Genomic DNA, 22,869 nt, shown 5'->3' with positions numbered 1-22,869 from the left:
GGACTTGGAAAATGCCGCCATCAAAAAAGCTGAAAATTCTTTTTGTTACTTCTGAAGTCGTTCCTTTTGTTAAAACCGGTGGACTGGCTGACGTTTCAGCAGCTTTACCCCAGACATTGACTGAGCTTGGACACGAGGTCAGGATTGTCGTTCCGAAGTATGGCGCCATTGACGAAAGAAGATTTAAGATTCATGAAGTAGTCCGGCTCAAGGATCTGACGCTTAAGATCGGGGAAAAAGATGTCGTCTTTTCTCTCAGATCATCATTCCTGGTGGGGCAGAAAGCCCGCGTCCAGATCTATTTCCTCGATAATTATGAATATTTTGGCAGCCGCCAGGGCTTGTACGTCGATCCTAATACAGGTACCGACTATCCCGATAATGATGAACGCTTTATCCTCCTTGCCCGCAGTATCTTTGAACTGATAAATAAACTGGGCTGGATACCTGACATAATTCACGGCAACGACTGGCAGACGGGACTTATTCCGGCATACCTGAAAACGCTTTATAAAAACGATGACTCACTGTCTGCAGTTAAAAGCATCTTTACGGTTCATAACCTTGCATACCAGGGATTTTTCCCTAAAAGTGAATTTTCCAAGACGGGGCTGCCCGAAGAACTTAATTCAGAGAAGGGGATTGAGATCTACGGCAGGCTTAATTTTATGAAAAGCGGCCTCATGTTCTCAGACGCAATTACTACGGTAAGCGAACGCTATGCAGAGGAGATAACTAAAGATGAAGAGCTGAGCGCCGGCTTAAAAAGCGTCCTTACCAAGCGTAAAAAAGACTTATACGGAATTATTAACGGAATTGACGACAAGGTATGGAACCCCGAGACAGACAGCCTGATCCCGAAAAAATATTCTGCCAAAACCCTTGATGAAAAGGCTGAAAATAAAAAGGCTCTCACAGAAAAATTTGAACTTCCATACGACGAGAACGTGCCCGTTATCGGATGCATCTCAAGACTTGTTGACGCCAAGGGTTTTGACCTAATTGCTGCAATAATTGAGGACCTGATGAAAATGAATCTCCAGGTGGTCCTCCTTGGCACCGGAGACAGGAAATATCATACCTTGTTCGAGAATATTCACTCTAAATACCCGCAGAAATTCTCCTGCTACCTGGGCTTTGATGATGAACTGGCACACCTAATTGAAGCAGGAAGCGATATGTTCCTTATGCCTTCACGTTATGAACCCTGCGGACTTAATCAGATGTACAGCCTCATGTACGGCACTGTCCCGGTTGTAAGGGAAACAGGGGGACTTGCCGACACAGTGGAAAAATATAATGAAAAAGAAGAAACCGGCAACGGATTCGTATTCAAAAAATACGACCCTCAGGACCTTCTGAAAGAAATTAAAAGAGCAGTTAAGATCTTTGGCGATAAGAAAGCCTGGACAAAGATTGCAAAAAGCGGCATGAAGTGCGACTTCTCCTGGACAGCTTCGGCTAAGAAATACGTGGATTTATATAAGAAAATTTTGAATAATGATTGATGGCTAACTTTGCTGTGTTTTTTGACCGGGACGGAACCTTAAACCTGGATCCCGGATATCTCGGCGATCCTGAGAAGGTTGTTTTGTATCCTGGTGTTGCCGAGGCTTTATTGAAGCTGAAAAATGAAGGCTTCAAAATTGTCGTTATCTCTAATCAGTCAGGCATTGCGCGCGGATTTTTTTCTTCAAAAGAGGTCGATGCGGTAAACCTCAAAATCAATGACCTGCTGAAAGAAAGGGGCGTTTGTGTGGATAAATTCTATTACTGCCCGTACCACCCGGATTTTAACACCCCTGAGGAATGCCGCTGCAGAAAACCTTCGCCGCTTCTGGTCTTGAAGGCTGCCGAAGACCTCGAGATAGACCTCAGGAAGTCTTACTTCGTCGGCGATATGATTTCGGATGTCGAGTGCGGAATTAATGCGGGGGTCAGAACCGTCCTGCTTAAAAATACTCTGAAAGAGGAACAAATTTCAGGCTTGCTTGTAAAAGATAAGCTCCCCAACTTTATTGCTGAAAATTTAATTGATGCGTCGGATTTTATTATTAAAGATTTTTCCGGAGGAAATTGATTGTACTCAAAGTTTAAGTATATATACCTGATGGTCCTTGTCGGCACCACGATGCTTCTTTCTTCATGCGCCGATGACCCCTCTACTGTAGGACTGGGACTCTTGGACCCTAACGACTACATAACTCTTAATGCAGACAGCTCAATTCAGACACAGTCTGCTTCTTATTTCAAGACCGAGGCAAAGCTTTCTGCCTCAGACAGACTCCTTTTAGGCAAGTACGGCAACATTCAGGCTTCAATGCTGGTGCAGTTTGCACTTACATCTCTGCCCGATACGACCCGCTCTGGGCTCCTGGACGGCACAGTTACCATTAAATCTGCAACAGTTGAAATGTCTAAGGTCTATACATTAGGCAGCAGCACTGCACCCTTCGACTTCTCGGTCCATAAGATCAATAACAGCTGGGGTCAGAATTTTACGGCGGACAGCCTTTCAAAATTAAATTACGATGCCTTTAACCTTAAGTCTTCTGAGCTGAATACGTCGGACACACTTTATACGTTCAGCCTGGATAAAAATTCTGTCACCTCCTGGCTTAAGGATACTAGTTATACAAACAGCCATAACTACGGACTTTATTTTGCCCCAAGCGCCTCTTCGGGTAAAATTGTAGGATTTCAGGCCATTGCTTTAAGCCTCACAAGGCCCTTACTGACAATGTCAGTGGTCTTTTCAAAGCATGGACAGAGCGACTATACAGTTACATTCAATGACAATAACGACCTGCATACCATCGCAGGATCGCTGCCTCAGATAACTTCAACCGACCTGGTCGTTCAGGGAGGCATTGCCGTAAGTTCCAAATTCCAGATCACTACGGCAAATATCCCCCAGGATGCAATTATTAACAGCGCTATTCTGGAACTGACTGTAGACACGCTGCATAGCGTCCTGGGTAGTCCTGCATCGAACTATCTTGTAGTGCAGTTTGTAACCAATAGCAGCACTAACGCATACGATACAACAAGCACTACTGTTCTTAATAAGTCGGGTAATGTATTCTCCGGCAATATTGCATCACATCTTCAAAGATGGCTCAAAGGGGAGGCAAATAACGGACTTATGATTTCGCTAGGCAATGAGACCGCCACAGGCGACCTTTACGCATTTAAGAGCGGCAATGCAGCCGACAGGCCAAGACTAAAAATCCTTTATACGGCAAAAAGTAAATAGTTAAATATTCCTGAACCCAAAAGCTTGAAATATATGAAATTTATAAAACCTTTTATCATTTTATTGTTCCTTTCTTCCCTCGTATTCGCACAGAAGCAGGGAGGATCGGTTTATTCAAGGCTCGGTATCGGTGAACTCGACCGCGCCTATTCGGCACGCAGATTAGGTCTGGGAGAACTGGGATTTGCTGTATATGACAGGGACTTCCTGGGTACACTGAACCCCGCGGGCTGGACGAGGCTTAACCTTACACGCTTTGAAATTGCAGTTAATTTCCAGGACCTGAATACAAAGGATAACAGCCTTAGCCGGTACTCAACCCTTACAAGATTCTCAGGCTTCACGTTTGGTGTGCCGCTTGAGAGGGACTGGGGGCTTTCAATGGTTGCCGGAATTACGCCTTATTCAAACGTCAACTACAATGTCATGCAGAATGTCTCTGGTGTTCAGAACCCTTACAGCGTTTCCTATGAAGGCAACGGCTCTGTTACCAGAACATTTATCGGAGCTTCCTATTCGCTTCCTTATGACGTGAGCCTGGGCGCCTCATTCGATTATTATATAGGAAACCTGAACTACTTTTCCAGAATTACTTTTCAGGATCCTAACTTTACAAACCCGGAATACCAGACTTCCTATAAATCTACTGGAATCGGCGGCACTTTCGGAGTAATATCAAGCGACTTTGCAAAACTCCTTAATCTCGGGTCTGTAACAAACCTGAGGCTTGGAGCCGCATACAGCTTCAGGGGCCAGTTTGAAGCCGACAGCGGACAGGCTCTTACAACCTCGCTCGGCCTGGGCAACCTTAATTCACAAAAATCCACGCTCAAGATCCCGATGAGCCTTGGACTGGGACTCAATTTTACGGTCAACAACGCATACAGTGTCCTCCTCGACTACTTCTATCAGCCGTGGAGTAAATATGAGTTTAACGGCAGAACCTCTCAAAACCTCAGGAACGACCAGAAGGTCAGTGCCGGTCTTGAGTACAGGAATCCCGACATGCGTGCCCGCGGCTTCTGGGAAACTCTAATTCTTAGAGGCGCCTTAAGCTATGAGAAAACGCAGTACCAGGTAAACGGCAAGGGCGTCGACCAGTACTCGGTCTACGGAGGTGTCTCAATGCCTCTTGAGTATGAGAATACGCTCGACTTCGGCCTGCAGTATTCAATGAGGGGCTCAGCGGAAAATAACCTCCTGAAGGAGAATATTTTCAGATTAAATGTTACTTTGAGCCTTGGGGAACTCTGGTTCTTAAGACCCCAGGGAAGATAATATATTATAGGATAACGAATGAAAATTTCAATTGCATCTGATCACGCCGGTTTCCGTTATAAAGAAATCATAAAGGCTTATCTTTCCAGCAGGGGTTTTGAGGTTTTAGATCACGGCACCTTTTCCGTGGAATCGGCCGACTATCCCGATTTTATCAGGCCTGCGGCACTCGACGTTGCCATGCAGAAGTCAGACAGGGCAATAGGCGTCTGCGGAAGCGGTATCGGTGTCTCAATTGTTGCCAATAAGGTGCATGGCGTAAGAGCTGCCCTGGCATTAAATGAAGAGATGGCCGAACTTTCTGTCAGGCACAATAACGCCAACTTTCTGGCTCTTTCGGAAAAGTTCATTGAGGAAAAAAGCCTTCTTAAGATTGTGGATGCATGGCTCAGTGCTGAATTTGAAGGCGGCAGGCACCTCAGGCGGGTTAACAAAATTGAACAGCCCGGGGAGGCTGATCCGTCCGGAAGGGAGTAAATTTCTGTAAGGAAAAGATCTTTGTGGAAATGAATTCCGGAAAAGAATAATATATTTTATAAACAAATTTGAAGTAAACTATGATAAACAATTTGCAAAACGACAGCGAGCTTTTTGAGATTGCAAATCTCGAACTCGCACGTCAGCAGAACAATCTTGAACTGATCGCTTCTGAAAACTTTGTCAGCATGGCCGTTCTTGAAGCAGCCGGCTCCGTTTTAACGAACAAGTACGCCGAAGGATATCCCGGAAAGAGATACTACGGCGGCTGCGAATACGTAGATATGGCTGAAAACATTGCCCGCGAACGCCTTAAAAAACTCTTCGGCGCAGAATACGCAAACGTTCAGCCTCACAGCGGCTCACAGGCAAATATGGCCGTCTATATGACGCTCCTGCATCCGGGGGATACAATTTTGGGGCTTAACCTTGCTCACGGGGGCCACCTTACACACGGATCCCCGGTGAACTTTTCCGGACAGATCTACAGGGCTGTTTCCTACAGCCTGAATGAGAAAACCAAGATGATCGATTACGACCAGGTACAAGATCTGGCAAAAAAGGAAAAACCGAAGCTTATCATCATGGGCGCCAGCGCTTATTCAAGAGACTGGGACTATGCAAAGTTCAGGGAAATTGCAGACTCCGTGGGAGCGCTTTTAATGATGGATATGGCGCATCCGGCAGGACTTATTGCAAAAGGGCTGCTTAATAATCCTCTTCCTTACTGCGACGTTGTTACTTCAACAACACACAAAACCTTAAGAGGCCCCAGAGGCGGCATCATACTGGTTGGCAAGGACAGGGAAAACCCGCTTGGAATTAAAACCCTTAAGGGCGACCGCCTTAAACTGATGTCCGAAATATTCGATAGTATGGTAATGCCCGGTATTCAGGGCGGGCCGCTTATGCACATCATAATGGCTAAGGCTGTTGCCTTCGGCGAAGCACTTCAGGATTCATTTACAGACTATGCAAAGCAGATCATTTCGAATTCAAAAGCCCTTGCCGCAAAGCTACTTGAAATGGGCTACGATATCGTCTCCGGCGGCACGGATAATCACCTGATGCTTGTTGATCTTACAAATAAGAACATTACGGGCAAACAGGCCGAAAACGCACTTGGCATGGCCGGCATTACGGTTAACAAGAATATGGTTCCTTTCGACAAACGCAGTCCCTTTGTAACAAGCGGCATCAGGATCGGTACACCTGCTGTTACCACCAGGGGAATGAAAGAAGCTGAAATGGAAACAATTGCCAGTCTTATCGACAAGGCGATAAATAATTTCGAGAATGAAGAAACTCTTTCTTCAATCAAGGCTGAAGTTAAAAATCTCTGCTCGGGCTTCCCGCTTTATCCTGAACTGGGCACACTGGCATTTAAGTCCTGATAATAAAGTTAATTGTCTAATTAAAAGGGCAGAAATACTTAGTTTATTTCTGCCCTTTAATAAAATAATACACGCGTGTGAGTTTGGAAAATACAGATTTGTTTGATACCGATAAATCTCAGCCCGGCGAAATGTCCTTCCTCGATCACCTGGAAGAACTTAGGTGGAGAATTATATATTCTATGATCGGGGTTATTGTTGGCACCATTGTATGCTGGGTCTTTAGCGATTTTCTTATAACCAATATCCTTCTTGCCCCGGCTACAAGAGCCGGAATAAAGCTTCAGAACCTGAGGCCTTTCGGGCAGATAATGCTGTACATGGAAATTTCCATTATAGGCGGGATCGTTCTCAGCCTTCCTAATCTTGTCTATCAGCTCTGGAAATTCATCGAGCCTGCCTTAAGGACGAGTGAGAAAAAGTACATAAGCGCAATTGTACTTTTTACAACCTTTTGCTTTCTTTCCGGAATTGCTTTTGCATACTTTGTGATGCTCCCATTGACCTTCGGCTTTGCGGCAAACTTCGGCTCAAAGGCAATTGAGAACAATTTTGCGGTCGATGAGTACCTGTCCATTATTATCAGCATAATGCTTGGTGCGGGGGTGGTCTTTGAACTGCCGATGCTATCTTTCTTCCTTTCGAAACTTGGCATTCTGAAGCCCCAGATTATGAGGCGCTACAGAAGGCACGCTATTGTGGTTATCATGGTCCTTGCAGCTTTTCTCACGCCGGGAACCGATCCGGTTTCTCAGCTTGTTTTAGCTGTACCGTTGGTTTTATTGTACGAAATAAGTATATTCGTATCTAAAATGTCACAAAGGAAATCTTGATTAAGTCACAATTATCCGATATTAGTAGTCCAATTAAGGCGGAACTGGAGTGTTTTAGCGGTCTTTATAAAAAGTCGCTGAAGTCCAGCGTGGGACTGGTCGATCTGGTCACAAAGTTCATCTTAAAGCAGAAGGGAAAAAAAATACGCCCGCTTCTGGTGCTCTTGTCTGCCAAGGTTGCAGGCGGCGTGAATGAAAGGACATACCGCGGCGCAATATTAGTCGAACTTTTGCATACAGCTACGCTCGTGCATGATGATGTGGTGGATAATGCTGACAAAAGAAGGGGATTGCCTTCAATAAATGCCATATGGAAAAATAAGGTGGCTGTCCTCATGGGTGACTACCTGCTCTCGCGCGGACTGATGATTGCCGTGGACGGGCATGATTTTGATTTCCTTGGCATAGTTACCGATGCCGTAAAACGCATGTCTGAGGGTGAACTGCTGCAGATAAGCAAGACCAGAAAACTCGACATTGATGAGGCAACATACTTCAGGATAATTTCAGATAAAACCGCCTCTCTGCTTGCTACCTGCTGCGAAATCGGTACTGTCAGCGCAACAGATGACGCTGAGCTCCATGCTTCAATGCGGAAGTTCGGTGAAAACATAGGCATCGCCTTCCAGATAAGGGATGATATACTGGACTATGTCGGCACTTCAAGCATAATAGGAAAGCCTCTTGGCGGTGATATTAAGGAAAAGAAGATCACGCTTCCGCTCATTTATTCTCTTAAACAGGCCAGTGAAAGCGAACGCTCCTCAATCCTTAAGATGATCAAAAAAGGCAGCAAAAACGATGACGTGAAAAAGGTTGTAGAATTTGTAAAGAAGTATAAGGGAATTGACTATGCAGTTGAAACTGCACACAGGTACTCTGAAATGGCAAAGCAGCAGCTTAACCGGTTCCCGGACTCAGAAGGCAAACTTGCCCTTTTGGCGCTCGTTGACTTCATTATTGACAGAAAAAACTAATTAAATTAATTTTTCCAAAATTAAGTTTCCTGTTGAAATTATACCTTAATTATTTTAGTTTCCGTTGTAATTGTAAAAATAGCCTTAAAGTCAGTGTAAAATGATTTTTTTGAGCATCGGTAAAAGAATAAAAGACTTCTCCAGGGTAAGAATATATTCCTTCATCCATAAGCTTTCCACGGATGAAAACGGCAACGTCACGGGCGGCGACGGGGGCTATGAAATTAAAAGGCTCTATTACCCGAACGGCAACCTGAAGCTTGAGACGAACAACAGAAATGGAAGACTGGAAGGCATTGCTAACTATTACTATGAGTCGGGAAGGCTCAAGGCACGCGAATTCTATAGAGAAAACCAGATCCACGGCCTGTCAATCTGGTATTATGAAACCGGCGAAGTTAAAAGTGAACGATACTATAAAGACGGCACACTGACCCAAAAGAAAGACTTCGACAAATCGGGCAGGATCCTCCAGGCGTAACATTATTCTTCAGGCATCACACTTTTCTTCAGGCATCAAATCCAATTCAGCCTATATAATAATTATTTATTTTTTCTTAATCCATTCCAATCGGACCTCACTGTTTTGATTTTTAATCTGATTTTTTTATCTTAAAATAGTTCCACACTATGCGGATAATTGAGGGCAAATAATTATTTCCTGAATTTTTTCAGGCCGCGCAGTAAGGACAGTCAATTCAAATCATTATTGTTAATGAGCGTCAGGCTATAACCAATCATTGGAAAGTTCTTACATCGATAGATATTGTTATTTTCTCAATCCTATTTGCTAAGGAAGAAAATGAAAAAAACTTTGCTGGTGAAAAAAACTGTGCTCGATTATACATTAAAAGTCAGGCTTCCGGTAACTCTTTTCGTCATTTTATGCTCCATAGTCCTGACTTATTTTATATCCAGGCCAGAACGCGACGGCGTGGGCTACGGTCCTGATCAGCCGATAAAGTTTTCTCACAAGCTGCACGCGGGCACAATGGGTATAGACTGCCGGTATTGCCATACGGGAGCCGATAAATCAAGGCACGCCATGATCCCTTCTGTTTCGACATGCATGAACTGCCACAGCGTTGCACGCAAGGACAGGCCCGAAATTATCAGGCTTACAAAGTATTATGAAGAAAATAACGCGATCCCGTGGAAGAGGATCCACAGGGTTCCCGACTTCGTTTACTTTAACCACAGCGTCCACGTAAACCGGGGCCTTAAATGCCAGACCTGTCACGGCGAGGTGCAGAATATGGAAGTTGTTGCGCAGATGAACTCTTTCGTCATGTCCGCATGCCTTAACTGCCATAGAAATGCTCCAAAGATGCTTCCATATATTAAAAATGTTAAATACGGACCTCAAAACTGTTTTGCCTGTCACCGCTGAAAAAGAAGAAGGGTAAAGTTATGCCGGAAAAAATAAACAAACTCCCTAGAAGAAAGTTTTTTGGAAACCTGGCTAAGTCAGCTGCAGGGCTCCTTTTAGCCTCGGCTTTCCCGATAAAGTTTCTTTCAGGGGATAAAAAAACGGCCCCGTCCGGAAAGAAGATCCAAATTATCGCACATCCATTAGCAGTAAAAAGGAAAGGTTTAAGAGGATGAATAACTCACATAATGAAACTTCCGGTAAAGATCCTAACTACTGGAGAAGCCTTAGAGAACTCAGTAAAGACCCCGAAGCATTTGAGGAAAACGCAAGTGAATTTATGAAGGGCGTTACCGATGATTTTGACATTTCAAAACTGAGCACCGTCTCAAGAAGAAAGTTTCTGGCTTTGCTTAGTGCGTCAGTGGCCTTTGCAGCCTCTTCATGCACAAATTACCACGATAAAGGGGAGATAATACCTTATAACAGAAAGCCGGAGGAAATTACTCCGGGTATTGCAAACCTTTATGCCTCCACATGCACGGGATGCCCTAATGCGTGCGGCACAATTATAAAAACACGCGAGGGAAGGCCGATTAAAGTTGACGGCAACCCCGACCATCCGGTAAACCGCGGGAAGATCTGTGCAATCGGGCAGGCAAGTGTAATAAACCTCTACGACCCGAACCGATTAAAAACTCCCGTCCAGGTCTCAGATGGCGGTCCTTCGGCCATCTCCTGGCCCACTGTTGACGACGGGATGATTTCAGAACTTGAAAAAGCAGCATCATCAGGAAAACAGATTGCAATTATAGCACGCAGGATCTCCTCACCTTCGGAGAAGATGGTGCTGGATAACTTTATTGCCAAATATCCCACTGCAAGAGTCTATTCATATGAGCTCTTTAATGACGGCATGCGTAACGCCGCATGGAGCCGCTCCTATGGAACGGGGACCTTCCCCTTAATAGCCTGGGATCAGGCCCGAGTGGTGGTTTCTCTGGAAGGGGACTTCCTGGCCTGCGAAGGGCACACAATGGAAAATATCCAGTTGTTTACAAAAGGGCGAGACGGCTTCCTGAATAAAGAATTTAACAGGCTCTATATGCTGGAAAGCACCATGAGCGCAACCGGCATGGCTGCAGACTACCGCATGAGACTAAGGGCAGACCGGCAGCTTGAATTTGTACTTTGCCTCATAAATGAAATAGGGAGTAAGACAGGAAGCCCCATAAAGGCGCCCGCAGCCACTTCACTGAAAGACTTTGTTAGAAATGAAAAGCTGTCTGAAAAGGCTGTAGCCCATTTGGTCTCGGACCTTATCAGTAACCGTGGAGCCGCAATTGTCTATGCCGGAAGCCGCCTTCCTGAAGAGGTTCACGTGGCTGTTAACGCTCTTAATGAAATGCTCGGCAATACGAAACTCTACCGCACCGACCAGGCGGAAGTTGTACAGGTGCCGTTTGCATTAAAACCTGACTGGGAAAACCTCATAAGTTCTATGAATAACGGCAGCGTTCAGATTGTAATACATTACGACACCAACCCGGTTTTCGACCTTCCCCAGGATTTCGGCTATGAAACGGCGCTTAAGAAAGTGCCATTCTCAATTGCTATGCTTGAGCAGGAAAATGAAACCTCGGCTCTCTGCAAATACGCGCTTCCAATAAACCACAACCTTGAGTCATGGGGAGACTATAATACAAGAAGCGGTGTCTATAGCCTTCAGCAGCCTGTACTCTATCCTTTGTATTCAACGCGGCAGAAGGAAGCAGTCCTCCTTTCGTGGGCCTCCGGGGACAGGAACTTCTATAAGGACACGGTCTATCACGATTTTATCATGAATAACTGGGAAAAAGGGGTCTATGCAAACGCAAACTCCCCGCTGGATTTCAGAACTTTCTGGCTTACGGCTCTGGAGAACGGGGTGGTTATAAATCCGCAGCCTGCCTTACAGATGGGAACGTTCCAGGCTCAGAGCCTCGCAAACCTGAAACCCGCGCCTAAAGGAGGCAATTATACGCTCGTCCTGAAGGAAAATTACTCCATCGGCCCCGACGGGCGCTATGCCAATAACGGATTCCTGCAGGAATTGCCGCACCCTGTTTCGAAAGTTGTATGGGATAACTATGCAGCCATATCTCCCGGCCTGGCAAAGGAACTCGGCGTGGGCTATTATGACAAAATAGAAGTAAGCCTCGGCAACAGGAAACAGGAATTCCCCGTATTCATTCAGCCGGGTACGGCAGACGGAACCGTTGTAGTCGAACTGGGCTACGGAAGGTGGAAAGCCGGTGAAGTGGGCTCCGGCGTGGGAACAAACGCCAACATGCTCATGAGCAAAAATGCCGCAATAACTCCTTTTATTTATAACGGCGTAAGCGTAAAAAAGGCTTCCGGAACCTACAAGCTCGTTACAACACAGGAGCAGCATACGGTAGAGGATTCCCGGTCAACAGACGCCCATAAAAAGCGCGGTATTATAAGGGAAGGAACCGTTGAGGAATACCAGAAGAACCCGGCCTTCATGGAGAAAGAAGAACGCGAACGCATAAGCATGAATAAGAACCCCGAATACACAGGCGTTAAATGGGCTATGGGAATAGACCTTAATAAATGCGTGGGCTGCAACGCATGCGTTACAGCATGCGACATTGAAAATAACGTGCCCGTAGTCGGTAAAGAACAGGTCAATAACGGACGCATTATGCACTGGTTCAGGGTGGACCGCTATTACTCGGGCACGCCGGATGAACCGGTTGCCTATCAGCAGCCGATGCTCTGCCAGCACTGCGACACGGCACCGTGTGAAAACGTTTGCCCCGTTGCTGCAACAAGCCACAGCCCCGACGGCTTAAATCAGATGGCATATAACAGGTGCGTCGGTACACGCTACTGCTCAAACAACTGTCCGTATAAGGTAAGAAGATTTAACTTCTTTAACTTCAGGGACCACTTTGCCGACGGGTACTACCTGCAGGAGCCGGTTGAAATGGTTTATAACCCCGAGGTTACTGTACGCTCGCGCGGCGTAATGGAAAAATGCACCTTCTGCATTCAGCGCATTATGCAGGCAAGGCAGAATGCTATAGAAGAAAACCGGGACCTTAAAGGCTCAGACGTCACGACGGCCTGCCAGCAGGCATGCCCTTCAAACGCAATTGTATTTGGTGATGCCAACGATCCTGATTCCGTAATCTCAAAGTTCAGGCAGCACGACCTGGGCTACCACGTCCTGGTGGAGTTAAATACGCGTCCTAATGTTACTTATCTGGCCAAATTAAGAAATATTCATCCGGAGGTCTAAGAAGTGAGTGTCGATTATTCAAAAGAATTTTCAGTCATAGAAGGCAGGCCTACGATTGCCGAAATTAACGATCTGATCGCAAGCCCTACAGAAACCAGGCCTGACAGGGGTTACTACATTGCGCTTTCAATAACCTTAACCATGCTTATGATAGGCGTCGTCTGCCTGGGACTAACCTTCTACTACGGCATAGGAATGTGGGGCAACAACCAGCCCGTGGGCTGGGGATTCGGTATCGTTAACTTTGTCTTCTGGGTCGGTATAGGCCACGCAGGAACACTTATCTCGGCAATACTTTTTCTCTTAAGACAGAAGTGGAGAACCGGTATTGCAAGGTTCTCTGAAGGCATGACAATATTTGCCGTTATGACGGCGGGACTTTTCCCGCTTATTCATGTCGGCCGCCCGTGGCTGGCAGCATACTTGTTCCCGTACCCTAATGAACACGGCATATGGGTGAACTTTATTTCGCCATTGATCTGGGACGTGTTTGCCGTCTCAACTTACCTTACCGTTTCATTTATTTTCTGGTACGTTGGGCTTATTCCCGACCTGGCAAGCCTGCGCGACAGGACAACGGGGAAGATTAAGAAGGTTATTTATTCGGTTTTCTCTTTAGGCTGGAGGCACTCAAACAGGCACTGGCACCATTATGAAATGGTTTACCTCGTTCTTGCAGGTTTTGCAACGCCATTGGTCTTGTCGGTGCATACTATTGTAAGCTTCGACTTTGCCGTTTCAGTTATGCCCGGCTGGCACTCGACGATTTTTCCTCCTTACTTTGTTGCCGGAGCGGTTTTCTCAGGCTTTGCCATGGTGCAGAATGTGCTCATTTTCGTAAGAAAAATATTCCACTATGAGCACATAATAACCATAGATACTCTGGAGAAAATGAATAAAATCATGCTCCTTACCGGATCCATGGTGGGATATTCCTACGCAATGGAATTCTTCATAGCCTGGTACAGCGGAAACCCTATTGAACAGTTTGTTTTCATTAACCGTGCATTCGGGCCCTACGCGTGGGCATACTGGATCATGGTTACATGCAACGTAATTTCGCCGCAGCTCTTCTGGGTTAAAAAAATAAGAAGGACAGTTCCTGTAATGCTGGTAATAGGAATATTTGTAAACGTCGGCATGTGGTTCGAAAGGTTTGTAATTGTTGTTACGTCGCTTTCAAGGGACTTCCTCCCCTCGAGCTGGCATTACTTTACTCCTACATACGTCGACCTGGGCATTTTACTCGGAAGCTTCGGGTTTTTCTTTACATGGATTCTGCTATTTATAAAGACGCTGCCTGTTGTCTCAATAGCTGAGGTCAAAGGGGTCATCGAAGGCTCTCAGGTTGAGCACCATACTGCAGAAGATTCAACTGCATTCAAACCCCGGCAGCAGGAGGGTAAATAAATGGATAAAAACCTGTTATTTGCAGTAACCGCACTTTTTGACACGCCGGGGGAAATTCTCCACGCAGCCGGTGAAGTCAGAAAGGCGGGCTACACGAAATACGACGTCAATACCCCTTACCCGGTGCACGGCATGGATAAAGCCATGAAGCTGAAGCCCTCAACCTTAAGCTACGTGGCGCTGGTTCTGGGCCTTACGGGCACTTTCTCTGCACTGTTTTTCATGTGGTGGGTTTCTGCAATTAACTATCCCCTGGTAATCGGGGGAAAACCTTATTTCTCACTGCCGGCATTCATACCGATTACTTTCGAGGTAACGGTCCTCCTTGCCTCAATCGGGACTGTTGTGGCAATGCTTTTCATTTATTTCAAGCTGCCGAACAACAGCTACCCTCTGCATGACACCGAATACATGAGAAGTGTCTCATCCGACAAGTTCGGAATAGTGATTTTGTCAAAGGACCCTTTGTTTGATGAGGATAAAATTGTTTCACTCTTTAAGGAGCTGAAATCGGGAAACATAACTTCAGTTTACTACGACGCTGAGGAGATTAGTCTTACACACAGGGTGTTTGAACCCAAATTCCTCTCGTTTCTGGCTGTCGTTTTCATATTTACTTCACTTATGACATATGCAAGCCTTAATTACATTCTCTACTGGCAGCCTTTTAACTGGATGTGGTTCCAGAACAAGGTAATACCCCAGTCAAAGAGCACATACTTTTCCGACGGCTTCGGTATGAGGATGCCTGTTGAAGGGACCGTGGCAAGGGGCTTTGTTCCTTATCCATATAAGGGTAACCAGGCGGCAGCCTCAAAATACCTCATTAATCCTCTTGTGCCTTCAAAGGAGGTACTGGCAAAAGGGCAGGATAAGTTCAACACCTTCTGCAGCCCGTGCCATGGATATTTCGGAAAAGGTGACAGCCGCCTGAGGGGGCAGTTCCCGGCACCGCCAAGCCTGCAGTCTGAAAAGGTAAGGAACTATAAAGACGGCGACATATACCACATAATTACCGAAGGACAGAATATAATGCCCTCATACGCCAAACAGATTTCACGCGAGGAAAGATGGGCAGTTATTCACTATTTGCGCGCACTTCAAAGATCTCAAAACGCCAAGGAGTCTGATGTAAAATGAGCCTTAACGAAGAAAACTTTAACTATAGAATTAAAGAATTTCCCAGAAGCCTGAGCTTGCTGGGCTGGGGCCTGCTTGCACTGGGAGTCGTACTGATACTGCTTTCCTTTTTTATCGACAGGACAAGGAGCTCTTTTAATATACTTGTCTCATTCATGTTTTTAATGAGCATCGGCCTGGGGAGCCTGTTCCTGGTTGCCCTTGAATACGTTGCCGGAGCAGTCTGGAGTACGCCAATTAGAAGGGTAAGCGAGTTTTTGTCCACCATACTCTTTATTATCCCGGTGCTTGCAATACCGCTTTACTTCAGCATGCACGACGTCTTCCACTGGAGCCATACGGAAGTTGTCAGGCAGGACCCGGCTTTAAGCAGTAAGTCTCCTTATCTTAACGTGCCGTTTTTTGTCATAAGGACACTCGTCTGCTTTGCCATCTGGCTTTTATTTTACCTTCTTATTGTAAGGAACTCCGAAAAGCAGGATAAGTTAAAAGACCAGCTTATTACGACAAGGAACATCAGGTCCTCAGCCGTCTTTATGCCCGTTTTTGCAATAACCATAACAATTGCCGCCGTTGACTGGATGATGAGCCTGGAGCCTCACTGGTTCAGCACAATTTTCGGCGTTTATTACTTTGCCGGAACAATCCTTGCTGCCCTGGCATCGGCTACTATAGCTGTTGTCCTTTTCATAAAGCGGGGTTATTTCACGCACCTTACAGAAGACCATCTCTACAGCCTCGGGGCTCTTTTGTTTGCTTTCATTAATTTTTGGGCCTATATAGCCTTTAGCCAGTACCTCCTGATCTGGTATGCAAACCTGCCCGAGGAAACAACATGGTTCCTCCTGCGCTGGCAGGGAAGCTGGCGGGTTGTTTCTATTGCCCTAATAGTAGTTCACTTCATCGTGCCGTACTTCGGGCTTTTGTCGCAGCCTTCAAAGATGAATCCCGGGCGCCTGCTTTTTATGTCCATATGGATTCTTTTTGCGCACCTGTTCGATCTCTACTGGCTTATAATGCCGACCTTCAGCCGCACGGGTGCCGTTCTGGGCTGGATGGAATTTGCTTTCCCAATAGCTGCTGTTGGAATTGTAATTATTTTCTTTACGATGAAGGCAAAAAATACAAACATCGTTCCCATAGGCGATCCGAAGCTTCAAAGAGGCCTGGATTTTAGACTTTAATTAAGGGACTAAAAAATGGAACAAAGACCGCAAATTGAAGACGAAATAAATTTTCATAACGTGCTGCGTAACCCTAAAAGATGGTTCGGCCTTATTTACCCCTACTTTTTTGTCATAATCTTAATCGGGGGCTACTACTTTGTCGATCATCTGGGAGTTGCAAACCAGAATGAGGTTTCCCCGACACTGCCCGATTCGGCTAACGTTTTTATTGACATTAAGCCTACTAAAGGGGCTGCTGCTACGCAGGGGGTAGATGTAAAGCAGATGATGCAGCCAACAGATGCAATGATAAGTAAAGGCAAAACCCTTTTCCAGGCTAACTGCATAAGCTGCCACGGGCAAAACGGCATGGGCGACGGCCCTGCCGGCGCTGCGCTGAACCCGAAGCCAAGGAATTTTCATTCAAACCAGGGGTGGAAAAACGGCCGCAGAGTAAGCGATATGTTCCAGACGCTGCAGAAGGGGATCCCAGGCTCGGGAATGCCTGCTTTTGAATACCTGCCCGCCGGCGACAGGCTGGATATAATAAGTTATGTGAGAACTTTTGCAAATGATTTCCCGAAACCCACAGAACAGGAACTTACGGACCTGGACAAAACTTTTAACCTCTCCAAAGGCACTCAGGCGGCTTCACAGATCCCGGTCTCTGAAGCCATTACAAATATCAATTCCGAGGCACTTCCGCGTATGCAGAATATTTACTCAATTTTGTCTTATATTAATAATAATACGGGGGAAGCCGGAGCTCAGATCTTTAACAGGGTAAGCGGCAACAAGCTGAGGAGCCTGATATACCTTAATTCTTCAGACGCATGGAAAACAAGCCTCGATGACTTTACGCGCACCATTACATCAAACACTGATCAGAACGGTTTCCTCCCGGCAGTCGTTAACCTTAGCGGTAAGGACTGGAATGATTTATATCAGTATTTGTTGAATTTATATTCGAAAAGGAGTGCTTAAAAGATGACAATGCTGCATGAGGTAAAAGGAGCTCTTGCTCTTATATTCTTCCTCCTGTCAATAAATGTTTATGCTTTGCAGACATCTGAAAAAGGAAAAGTCGGAATTGATGAGCAGCTGGGAAAGTATCTGCCTTTGGACGTTACCTTAAAAGATGAGAATGGGAATCCGGTTACGCTCAAAAATATGATCAAAAGGCCGGTTGTGCTTGCGTTTGTTTACTACCACTGTCCCGGCGTGTGCAGCCCGCTTCTAAGCGGTGTGGCTGAGGTTATGGATAAAGTTGACCTGGAACCGGGACGTGATTTTGACATATGGACTATCAGTTTTGATCCTTTTGATAAACCGCAGGACGCCAGAAAATGGAAAAGCGACCACCTGGGCGCCATGAGGCGGCAGCTGCCTGAAAGCTCATGGACTTTCATGACGGGCGACAGCCTGCCGGTCCACAGGCTTACCGATGCGGCCGGGTTTTACTATAAACGCGACCGGGGTAACTTCATTCATATGGGATCGCTCATAGTCCTTTCTCCCGAGGGTAAAATAACCAGGTATATTTTCGGGACGCAGTTTCTTCCCTTCGACGTCAAGATGGCTGTACTTGAAGCACAGAAAGGTGAGACTACACCAACTGTAAACAAAATACTTTCCTTCTGCTACAGCTATGACCGCCAGGGAGGAAAATATGTCTTTAATGTTACTAAAGTAATTGGGAGCTTATTGTTATTCTCTGCTGTTGTGCTCTTTACTGTTCTGGTCATTAAAAGCAGAGTAAGTAAAAGTAAAGGAGAGGAGCTGAAACATGGCTGATCATGTTATTCATGGAAACTATGTGGATTTTTATGACGAAAAAGGGCCGCATAAGGGAATTCTGGCCTGGATTCTGACAACTGACCATAAAAGAATAGGACTGATGTATCTTATAGCCCTTACTACATTCTTCTGCATAGGGGCTACAATAGGTGTTCTGATGAGGCTTGAAATGTTGACGCAGGGAAGGACAATTATGGGGCCGCAGACCTATAATTCACTTTTTACACTGCACGGCCTCATTATGATATTTCTTTTTGTCATTCCCGGCATTCCTGCCGTATTCGGCAACTTCTTTCTTCCCATCATGCTTGGAGCAAAGGACGTTGCATTCCCGAGGCTGAACCTCCTGTCGTGGTGGCTTTACATAACCGGCGGGGTCTTTGCAGTCCTTTCATTATTCCTTGCCGGGGGACCAATTGATACGGGATGGACTTTTTACGTCCCATACAGCCTGAGAACAGGAACAGATGTCTCATGGATGATACTGGCTGCATTTATACTTGGATTTTCTTCAATCCTGACGGGTCTAAACTTTATAACAACCATCCACCGCCTGAGGGCGCCGGGAATGGGCTGGTTCAGGATGCCGCTTTTTGCATGGTCTTTATACGCCACGGCCTGGATACAGCTTATTGCAACGCCCATTGTTGGTATCACGCTTGCCCTTGTTGCAATTGAAAGGCTTTTCGGCGTGGGGCTTTTTGACCCTGCTTTGGGAGGAGATCCGATACTATACCAGCACATGTTCTGGATCTATTCTCATCCGGCGGTTTATATCATGATTCTGCCTGCAATGGGCGTGGTATCGGAGATAATACCTACATTTGCGCACAGGACAATCTTCGGCTATAAGGCAGTTGCAATTTCAAGCCTTGCAATTGCATTCGTAGGCTACTTTGTCTGGGGGCACCATATGTTCTCCTCAGGCATGAGCGATACATCAAGATGGATATTCTCACTTTTTACTTTTCTGGTTGCAATACCAAGCGCCGTGAAAGTCTTTAACTGGACGGCAACACTTTATAAGGGCTCAATCGACCTTCAGGCCCCGCTCCTGTTCGTGCTGGCATTTATTTTCGTATTCTCAATCGGAGGGCTGACCGGACTTGTCCTTGGTGCCCTGGCAACCGATATACACCTTACGGATACATATTTTGTTGTTGCCCACTTCCACTTTGTGGTCTTCGGCGGCACGGGATTTATCTTCTTTGCAGCCCTTCACTACTGGTTCCCGAAGATGTTCGGAAAGCTTTACAACGACAATGTTGCAAAGGTTGCTGTCAGCCTTATTACGCTAGGCTTTCTGATGCTTTACTTTACTTTCTTTATACTTGGCTATGAGGGAATGCCCAGAAGGTATTACGACTATCTGCCGCAGTACCACGGCCTTCACGTCTTTGCAACTGTAGGCTCATGGGTTATGATCTCGGGCTTCATAGTAATGTTCATTAATCTTTTCAAGGCTTTTAAGAGCGGAAAGAGAGCCGGTATGAACCCCTGGGGAGGTATGACACTGGAATGGACAGTCCCATCGCCCCCGCCCCTGGAAAACTTTGAAGAAATCCCGGTCATTACTCACGGACCGTATGACTATCATGCACAGGAAGAGGCAAAAGAAAAACAGGAAGAATTTAACCATTCAGCGGAGGATGAAAAGTGAGTAAAGTCCAAAATGCGGAAGTTGCAAATCCCGCCCTCCCAGGCGGGCACCCGGATACTGAGCACCTCCTTGAAGCCCATGGACATAAGGACAAAATGGGTGCCAAGATCGGGATGTGGCTTTTTCTTCTGACAGAACTCCTGCTCTTTGGCGGTATGTTCCTTATATACGGCGCCTACCGTTATATGAATAATGAGGACTTCCACGCCGCGGGGCAGGGGATGAATACAATCATAGGCGCCTTTAATACGGTCATTCTTCTGACGAGCAGCCTTACGGTTGCCATGTCTATTACTGCACTGCAGAAGGGAAATAAAAGGCTTTCAATTACGCTCCTGGGTTTTACTATTTTCTTTGCCGTCTGGTTTCTTATAAATAAATATTTTGAATGGTCGCATGAGATCCGGAACGGTATTTACCCTAAATCCCCCGAGCTTTTGAACCGCTCACAGGGGGAGATACTCTTCTTCGGGCTTTATTACGTCATGACCGGAATTCACGGCATTCACGTTATTATTGGCATTGTGATACTCAGCTTTATGGTTTCTTTTATTGCAAGGGACAAGGTGACACCGGCGGATTATTCAAAGCTTGAGAATTCCGGACTTTACTGGCACCTGGTTGATATAATTTGGATATTCTTATTCCCGCTTTTCTATTTATTACGATAAGGAAATAATATGGCTAACAACAGTTCACACAACGATTCGCATCCTCATATAGTTAATTACAGTACTTATGTAATGGTGTGGCTGGCGCTGCTGGCCCTTACGGCTGCAACGGTTGCCGTTGCAGGTATAAATTTCGGGGGCATAACGCTTCTTATTGCACTACTGATTGCAGCTGCAAAGGCATCTCTTGTATTGAACATTTTTATGCATATAAAATTCGACGACGTTGTCTTTAAGGTGTTTATTACAATTGCTGTAATGACGCTCTTTGCAGTTTTCGTTTTTACATTTGCAGACATTCTATTCAGGTAAACTCAATTTAGGTAAGGGGAAGTTAAAATGTCAGGAGCTTCTAATTACGCACAGACGGTTGATAATACGTTTATCTACATTGTAACTATTTCAGTAATAATACTACTGGGTGTTACTTTCGCAATGATATATTTTGTCATAAGGTACAGCCGCAAGAGAAATCCCAAGCCTTCAAACATTGAGGGAAATCTTGCGCTTGAAGTAATATGGATTACTGTGCCTACACTGCTTGCACTTTCCATGTTCTATTACGGCTTTACGGCATTTTCCGAACTGAGGAAAGTGCCCAAAGGCGCAATGACAGTCAAGGTAACAGGACAGATGTGGAAGTGGAGCTTTGAGTATGCAAACGGGAAAAAGTACGACACGCTTTATGTGCCTGTCCATACGCCCGTTAAGCTGGAGCTTTCATCGCTTGATGTTGTCCACAGTTTCTATATCCCTTCCTTCAGGATCAAGGAGGATGCTGTCCCGGGTAAAAAGGATTATCTGGTTTTTACCGCCAACAATACGGGCGTCTATCAGGTGGAGTGTGCCGAATACTGCGGAATGAATCATGCTTATATGCTCAATAAGGTGATCGTAATACCGCAGGAGGATTTTGCCGGCTGGCTTAACGAGAACAGCAATGAACCATCCGCGGCTTCTAATGCCCACGGCGGAGTGCCCGGGGCTGTCCCGGAAAATGTGCCGCAAAAGGACGGTACACAGAATGAAACAGGCAGCTCTCAGCAGTCCGGAGGCCAGCAGCAGGGGAATACTCAGCAGCAGCCCGGCCAGCAGAAATCGGGAAGCGGCATACAGGGCAGCCAGGATATGCAGCAAAAAGGGGGCGGGGCAAACGAGCCGAAATAAATTTAACACAGTAATAAATCCCGAATTACCGATATAATTCATAGTCAGTTTAATTAAAATGAAAGCCGGTTCTTTTGAATAGATCTTATAACAAAAAAGGAATTATTCCAATATTACTGGAATTAGGTAAAGTCCGTATTACGCTTTTTGTTGCCGTATCAACTTCCGTGGGGTTTATACTTGCTGCGGGTAAAGTTGACTGGCAGATGTTTTTTGTGACGCTGGGCGTTTTTCTTCTTTCATGCGGCTCATCTGCCTTGAACCACTACCAGGAAAGAAATACAGACGCACTTATGAGCAGAACAAAAATGCGACCTATTCCTTCAGGGGCTCTTAAGCCCAATGCGGCACTTTTAATTGTAGTACTGCTTTCAGTAACGGGGCTCGTTATCCTTTATTTCTCGGGCAATTTCCGGGTTGTACTCCTGGGCATGCTGGCCCTTGCCTGGTACAACGCTTTTTATACCCCGTTAAAAAAAGTAACTGCCCTGGCTGTTGTGCCGGGGGCTTTGATCGGCTCAATTCCGCCCGTTATGGGCTACGTTGCCGCAGGCGGAAGAATGATGAACCCTGAAATTCTTGCCGTGGCACTGTTCTTTTTCATCTGGCAGGTCCCCCATTTCTGGCTCCTGCTGATGATTTATGCAAAGGATTATGAAAAGGCCGGCTTCCCGGTGCTTACGAGCCTGTTCACAACGAGGCAGCTTACCAGGATAACTTTTGTGTGGATTGTGGCGCTTGCCGTAAGCTGTCTTTTAATTGCTCTTTTCGGGGTGGTTAAAAACCCTGTCATAAATATACTTCTTGTGCTGGCAGGGGCATGGCTCGTCTGGGATTCGCGCAAACTTATTTTGCACAGTTTCGAGAAGATGACGTACAGGTTCGCCTTCAGGGAAATTAATATTTATGTTCTTTTGGTTGTAATACTTCTTTCCATAAATAAGCTTTTCAATTTTTAATACAGGAC

At 45.8% G+C, this 22,869-nt stretch carries 21 protein-coding genes; all 21 read left to right on the top strand.

Annotation, left to right across the window (positions count from 1 at the left end; genetic code table 11):
- The first annotated feature begins 11 nt into the window (after nucleotides 1-11).
- The gene (gene glgA, locus HF312_01295) at nucleotides 12-1,508 is read left to right on the top strand and encodes a glycogen synthase GlgA (GenBank protein MCU7518817.1); all 1,497 of its coding nucleotides are present in this window, start codon (nucleotides 12-14) and stop codon (nucleotides 1,506-1,508) included.
- On the top strand, nucleotides 1,508-2,080 hold the full coding sequence (locus HF312_01290; protein ID MCU7518816.1) for an HAD family hydrolase: 573 nt from the start codon (nucleotides 1,508-1,510) through the stop codon (nucleotides 2,078-2,080). The genes glgA and HF312_01290 overlap by 1 nt, the downstream gene beginning before the upstream one ends.
- Nucleotides 2,081-3,256 (top strand): DUF4270 domain-containing protein, encoded by a 1,176-nt coding sequence (locus tag HF312_01285; protein MCU7518815.1) that lies wholly within the window; start codon nucleotides 2,081-2,083, stop codon nucleotides 3,254-3,256.
- 33 nt (nucleotides 3,257-3,289) lie between these two features.
- Nucleotides 3,290-4,534, top strand: coding sequence for a hypothetical protein (locus HF312_01280; GenBank protein MCU7518814.1), 1,245 nt, complete (start codon nucleotides 3,290-3,292; stop codon nucleotides 4,532-4,534).
- A gap of 18 nt (nucleotides 4,535-4,552) precedes the next feature.
- Nucleotides 4,553-5,011, top strand: a complete 459-nt coding sequence (gene rpiB, locus HF312_01275; protein MCU7518813.1) for a ribose 5-phosphate isomerase B — start codon at nucleotides 4,553-4,555, stop codon at nucleotides 5,009-5,011.
- Between the two features lie 80 nt (nucleotides 5,012-5,091).
- Nucleotides 5,092-6,405, top strand: coding sequence for a serine hydroxymethyltransferase (locus HF312_01270; protein ID MCU7518812.1), 1,314 nt, complete (start codon nucleotides 5,092-5,094; stop codon nucleotides 6,403-6,405).
- Between the two features lie 131 nt (nucleotides 6,406-6,536).
- Nucleotides 6,537-7,238 (top strand): twin-arginine translocase subunit TatC, encoded by a 702-nt coding sequence (gene tatC, locus HF312_01265; GenBank protein MCU7518811.1) that lies wholly within the window; start codon nucleotides 6,537-6,539, stop codon nucleotides 7,236-7,238.
- Nucleotides 7,235-8,215 carry a polyprenyl synthetase family protein gene (locus HF312_01260; protein ID MCU7518810.1) on the top strand — a complete coding sequence of 327 codons (981 nt, stop codon included), beginning with the start codon at nucleotides 7,235-7,237 and terminating at the stop codon, nucleotides 8,213-8,215. Before tatC ends, HF312_01260 begins: the two co-directional genes overlap by 4 nt.
- A gap of 100 nt (nucleotides 8,216-8,315) precedes the next feature.
- Nucleotides 8,316-8,696 (top strand): hypothetical protein, encoded by a 381-nt coding sequence (locus HF312_01255; protein ID MCU7518809.1) that lies wholly within the window; start codon nucleotides 8,316-8,318, stop codon nucleotides 8,694-8,696.
- Between the two features lie 339 nt (nucleotides 8,697-9,035).
- Nucleotides 9,036-9,605 carry a cytochrome c3 family protein gene (locus HF312_01250; GenBank protein MCU7518808.1) on the top strand — a complete coding sequence of 190 codons (570 nt, stop codon included), beginning with the start codon at nucleotides 9,036-9,038 and terminating at the stop codon, nucleotides 9,603-9,605.
- 211 nt (nucleotides 9,606-9,816) lie between these two features.
- Nucleotides 9,817-12,891, top strand: a complete 3,075-nt coding sequence (locus HF312_01245; protein MCU7518807.1) for a TAT-variant-translocated molybdopterin oxidoreductase — start codon at nucleotides 9,817-9,819, stop codon at nucleotides 12,889-12,891.
- Nucleotides 12,892-12,894: 3 nt separating this feature from the next.
- Entirely contained in the window at nucleotides 12,895-14,301 is a 1,407-nt protein-coding gene (gene nrfD / locus HF312_01240; protein ID MCU7518806.1) for a polysulfide reductase NrfD, read from the top strand.
- Entirely contained in the window at nucleotides 14,302-15,441 is a 1,140-nt protein-coding gene (locus tag HF312_01235; GenBank protein MCU7518805.1) for a DUF3341 domain-containing protein, read from the top strand.
- A complete protein-coding gene (locus HF312_01230) occupies nucleotides 15,438-16,625 on the top strand; it encodes a quinol:cytochrome C oxidoreductase (protein ID MCU7518804.1) in 1,188 nt (395 codons plus the stop codon). The genes HF312_01235 and HF312_01230 overlap by 4 nt, the downstream gene beginning before the upstream one ends.
- A gap of 15 nt (nucleotides 16,626-16,640) precedes the next feature.
- On the top strand, nucleotides 16,641-17,591 hold the full coding sequence (locus HF312_01225; protein ID MCU7518803.1) for a cytochrome c: 951 nt from the start codon (nucleotides 16,641-16,643) through the stop codon (nucleotides 17,589-17,591).
- A gap of 3 nt (nucleotides 17,592-17,594) precedes the next feature.
- A complete protein-coding gene (locus HF312_01220) occupies nucleotides 17,595-18,401 on the top strand; it encodes an SCO family protein (GenBank protein ID MCU7518802.1) in 807 nt (268 codons plus the stop codon).
- On the top strand, nucleotides 18,394-20,064 hold the full coding sequence (locus HF312_01215) for a cytochrome c oxidase subunit I (GenBank protein MCU7518801.1): 1,671 nt from the start codon (nucleotides 18,394-18,396) through the stop codon (nucleotides 20,062-20,064). The genes HF312_01220 and HF312_01215 overlap by 8 nt, the downstream gene beginning before the upstream one ends.
- Nucleotides 20,065-20,159: 95 nt before the next feature.
- The gene (locus HF312_01210) at nucleotides 20,160-20,735 is read left to right on the top strand and encodes a cytochrome c oxidase subunit 3 family protein (GenBank protein ID MCU7518800.1); all 576 of its coding nucleotides are present in this window, start codon (nucleotides 20,160-20,162) and stop codon (nucleotides 20,733-20,735) included.
- A gap of 9 nt (nucleotides 20,736-20,744) precedes the next feature.
- Nucleotides 20,745-21,047 (top strand): hypothetical protein, encoded by a 303-nt coding sequence (locus tag HF312_01205; protein MCU7518799.1) that lies wholly within the window; start codon nucleotides 20,745-20,747, stop codon nucleotides 21,045-21,047.
- A gap of 27 nt (nucleotides 21,048-21,074) precedes the next feature.
- Nucleotides 21,075-21,902, top strand: a complete 828-nt coding sequence (gene coxB, locus HF312_01200) for a cytochrome c oxidase subunit II (protein MCU7518798.1) — start codon at nucleotides 21,075-21,077, stop codon at nucleotides 21,900-21,902.
- Between the two features lie 74 nt (nucleotides 21,903-21,976).
- Nucleotides 21,977-22,861 carry a protoheme IX farnesyltransferase gene (locus HF312_01195; protein ID MCU7518797.1) on the top strand — a complete coding sequence of 295 codons (885 nt, stop codon included), beginning with the start codon at nucleotides 21,977-21,979 and terminating at the stop codon, nucleotides 22,859-22,861.
- Nucleotides 22,862-22,869: the final 8 nt, after the last annotated feature.

This window comes from Ignavibacteria bacterium (assembly GCA_025612375.1).
In the GTDB taxonomy this organism is placed as follows: Bacteria; Bacteroidota; Ignavibacteria; order Ignavibacteriales; family SURF-24; genus JAAXKN01.
The sequence above is the reverse complement of the archived record's forward strand: the minus strand, read 5'-3'. Positions and strand labels throughout refer to the sequence as shown.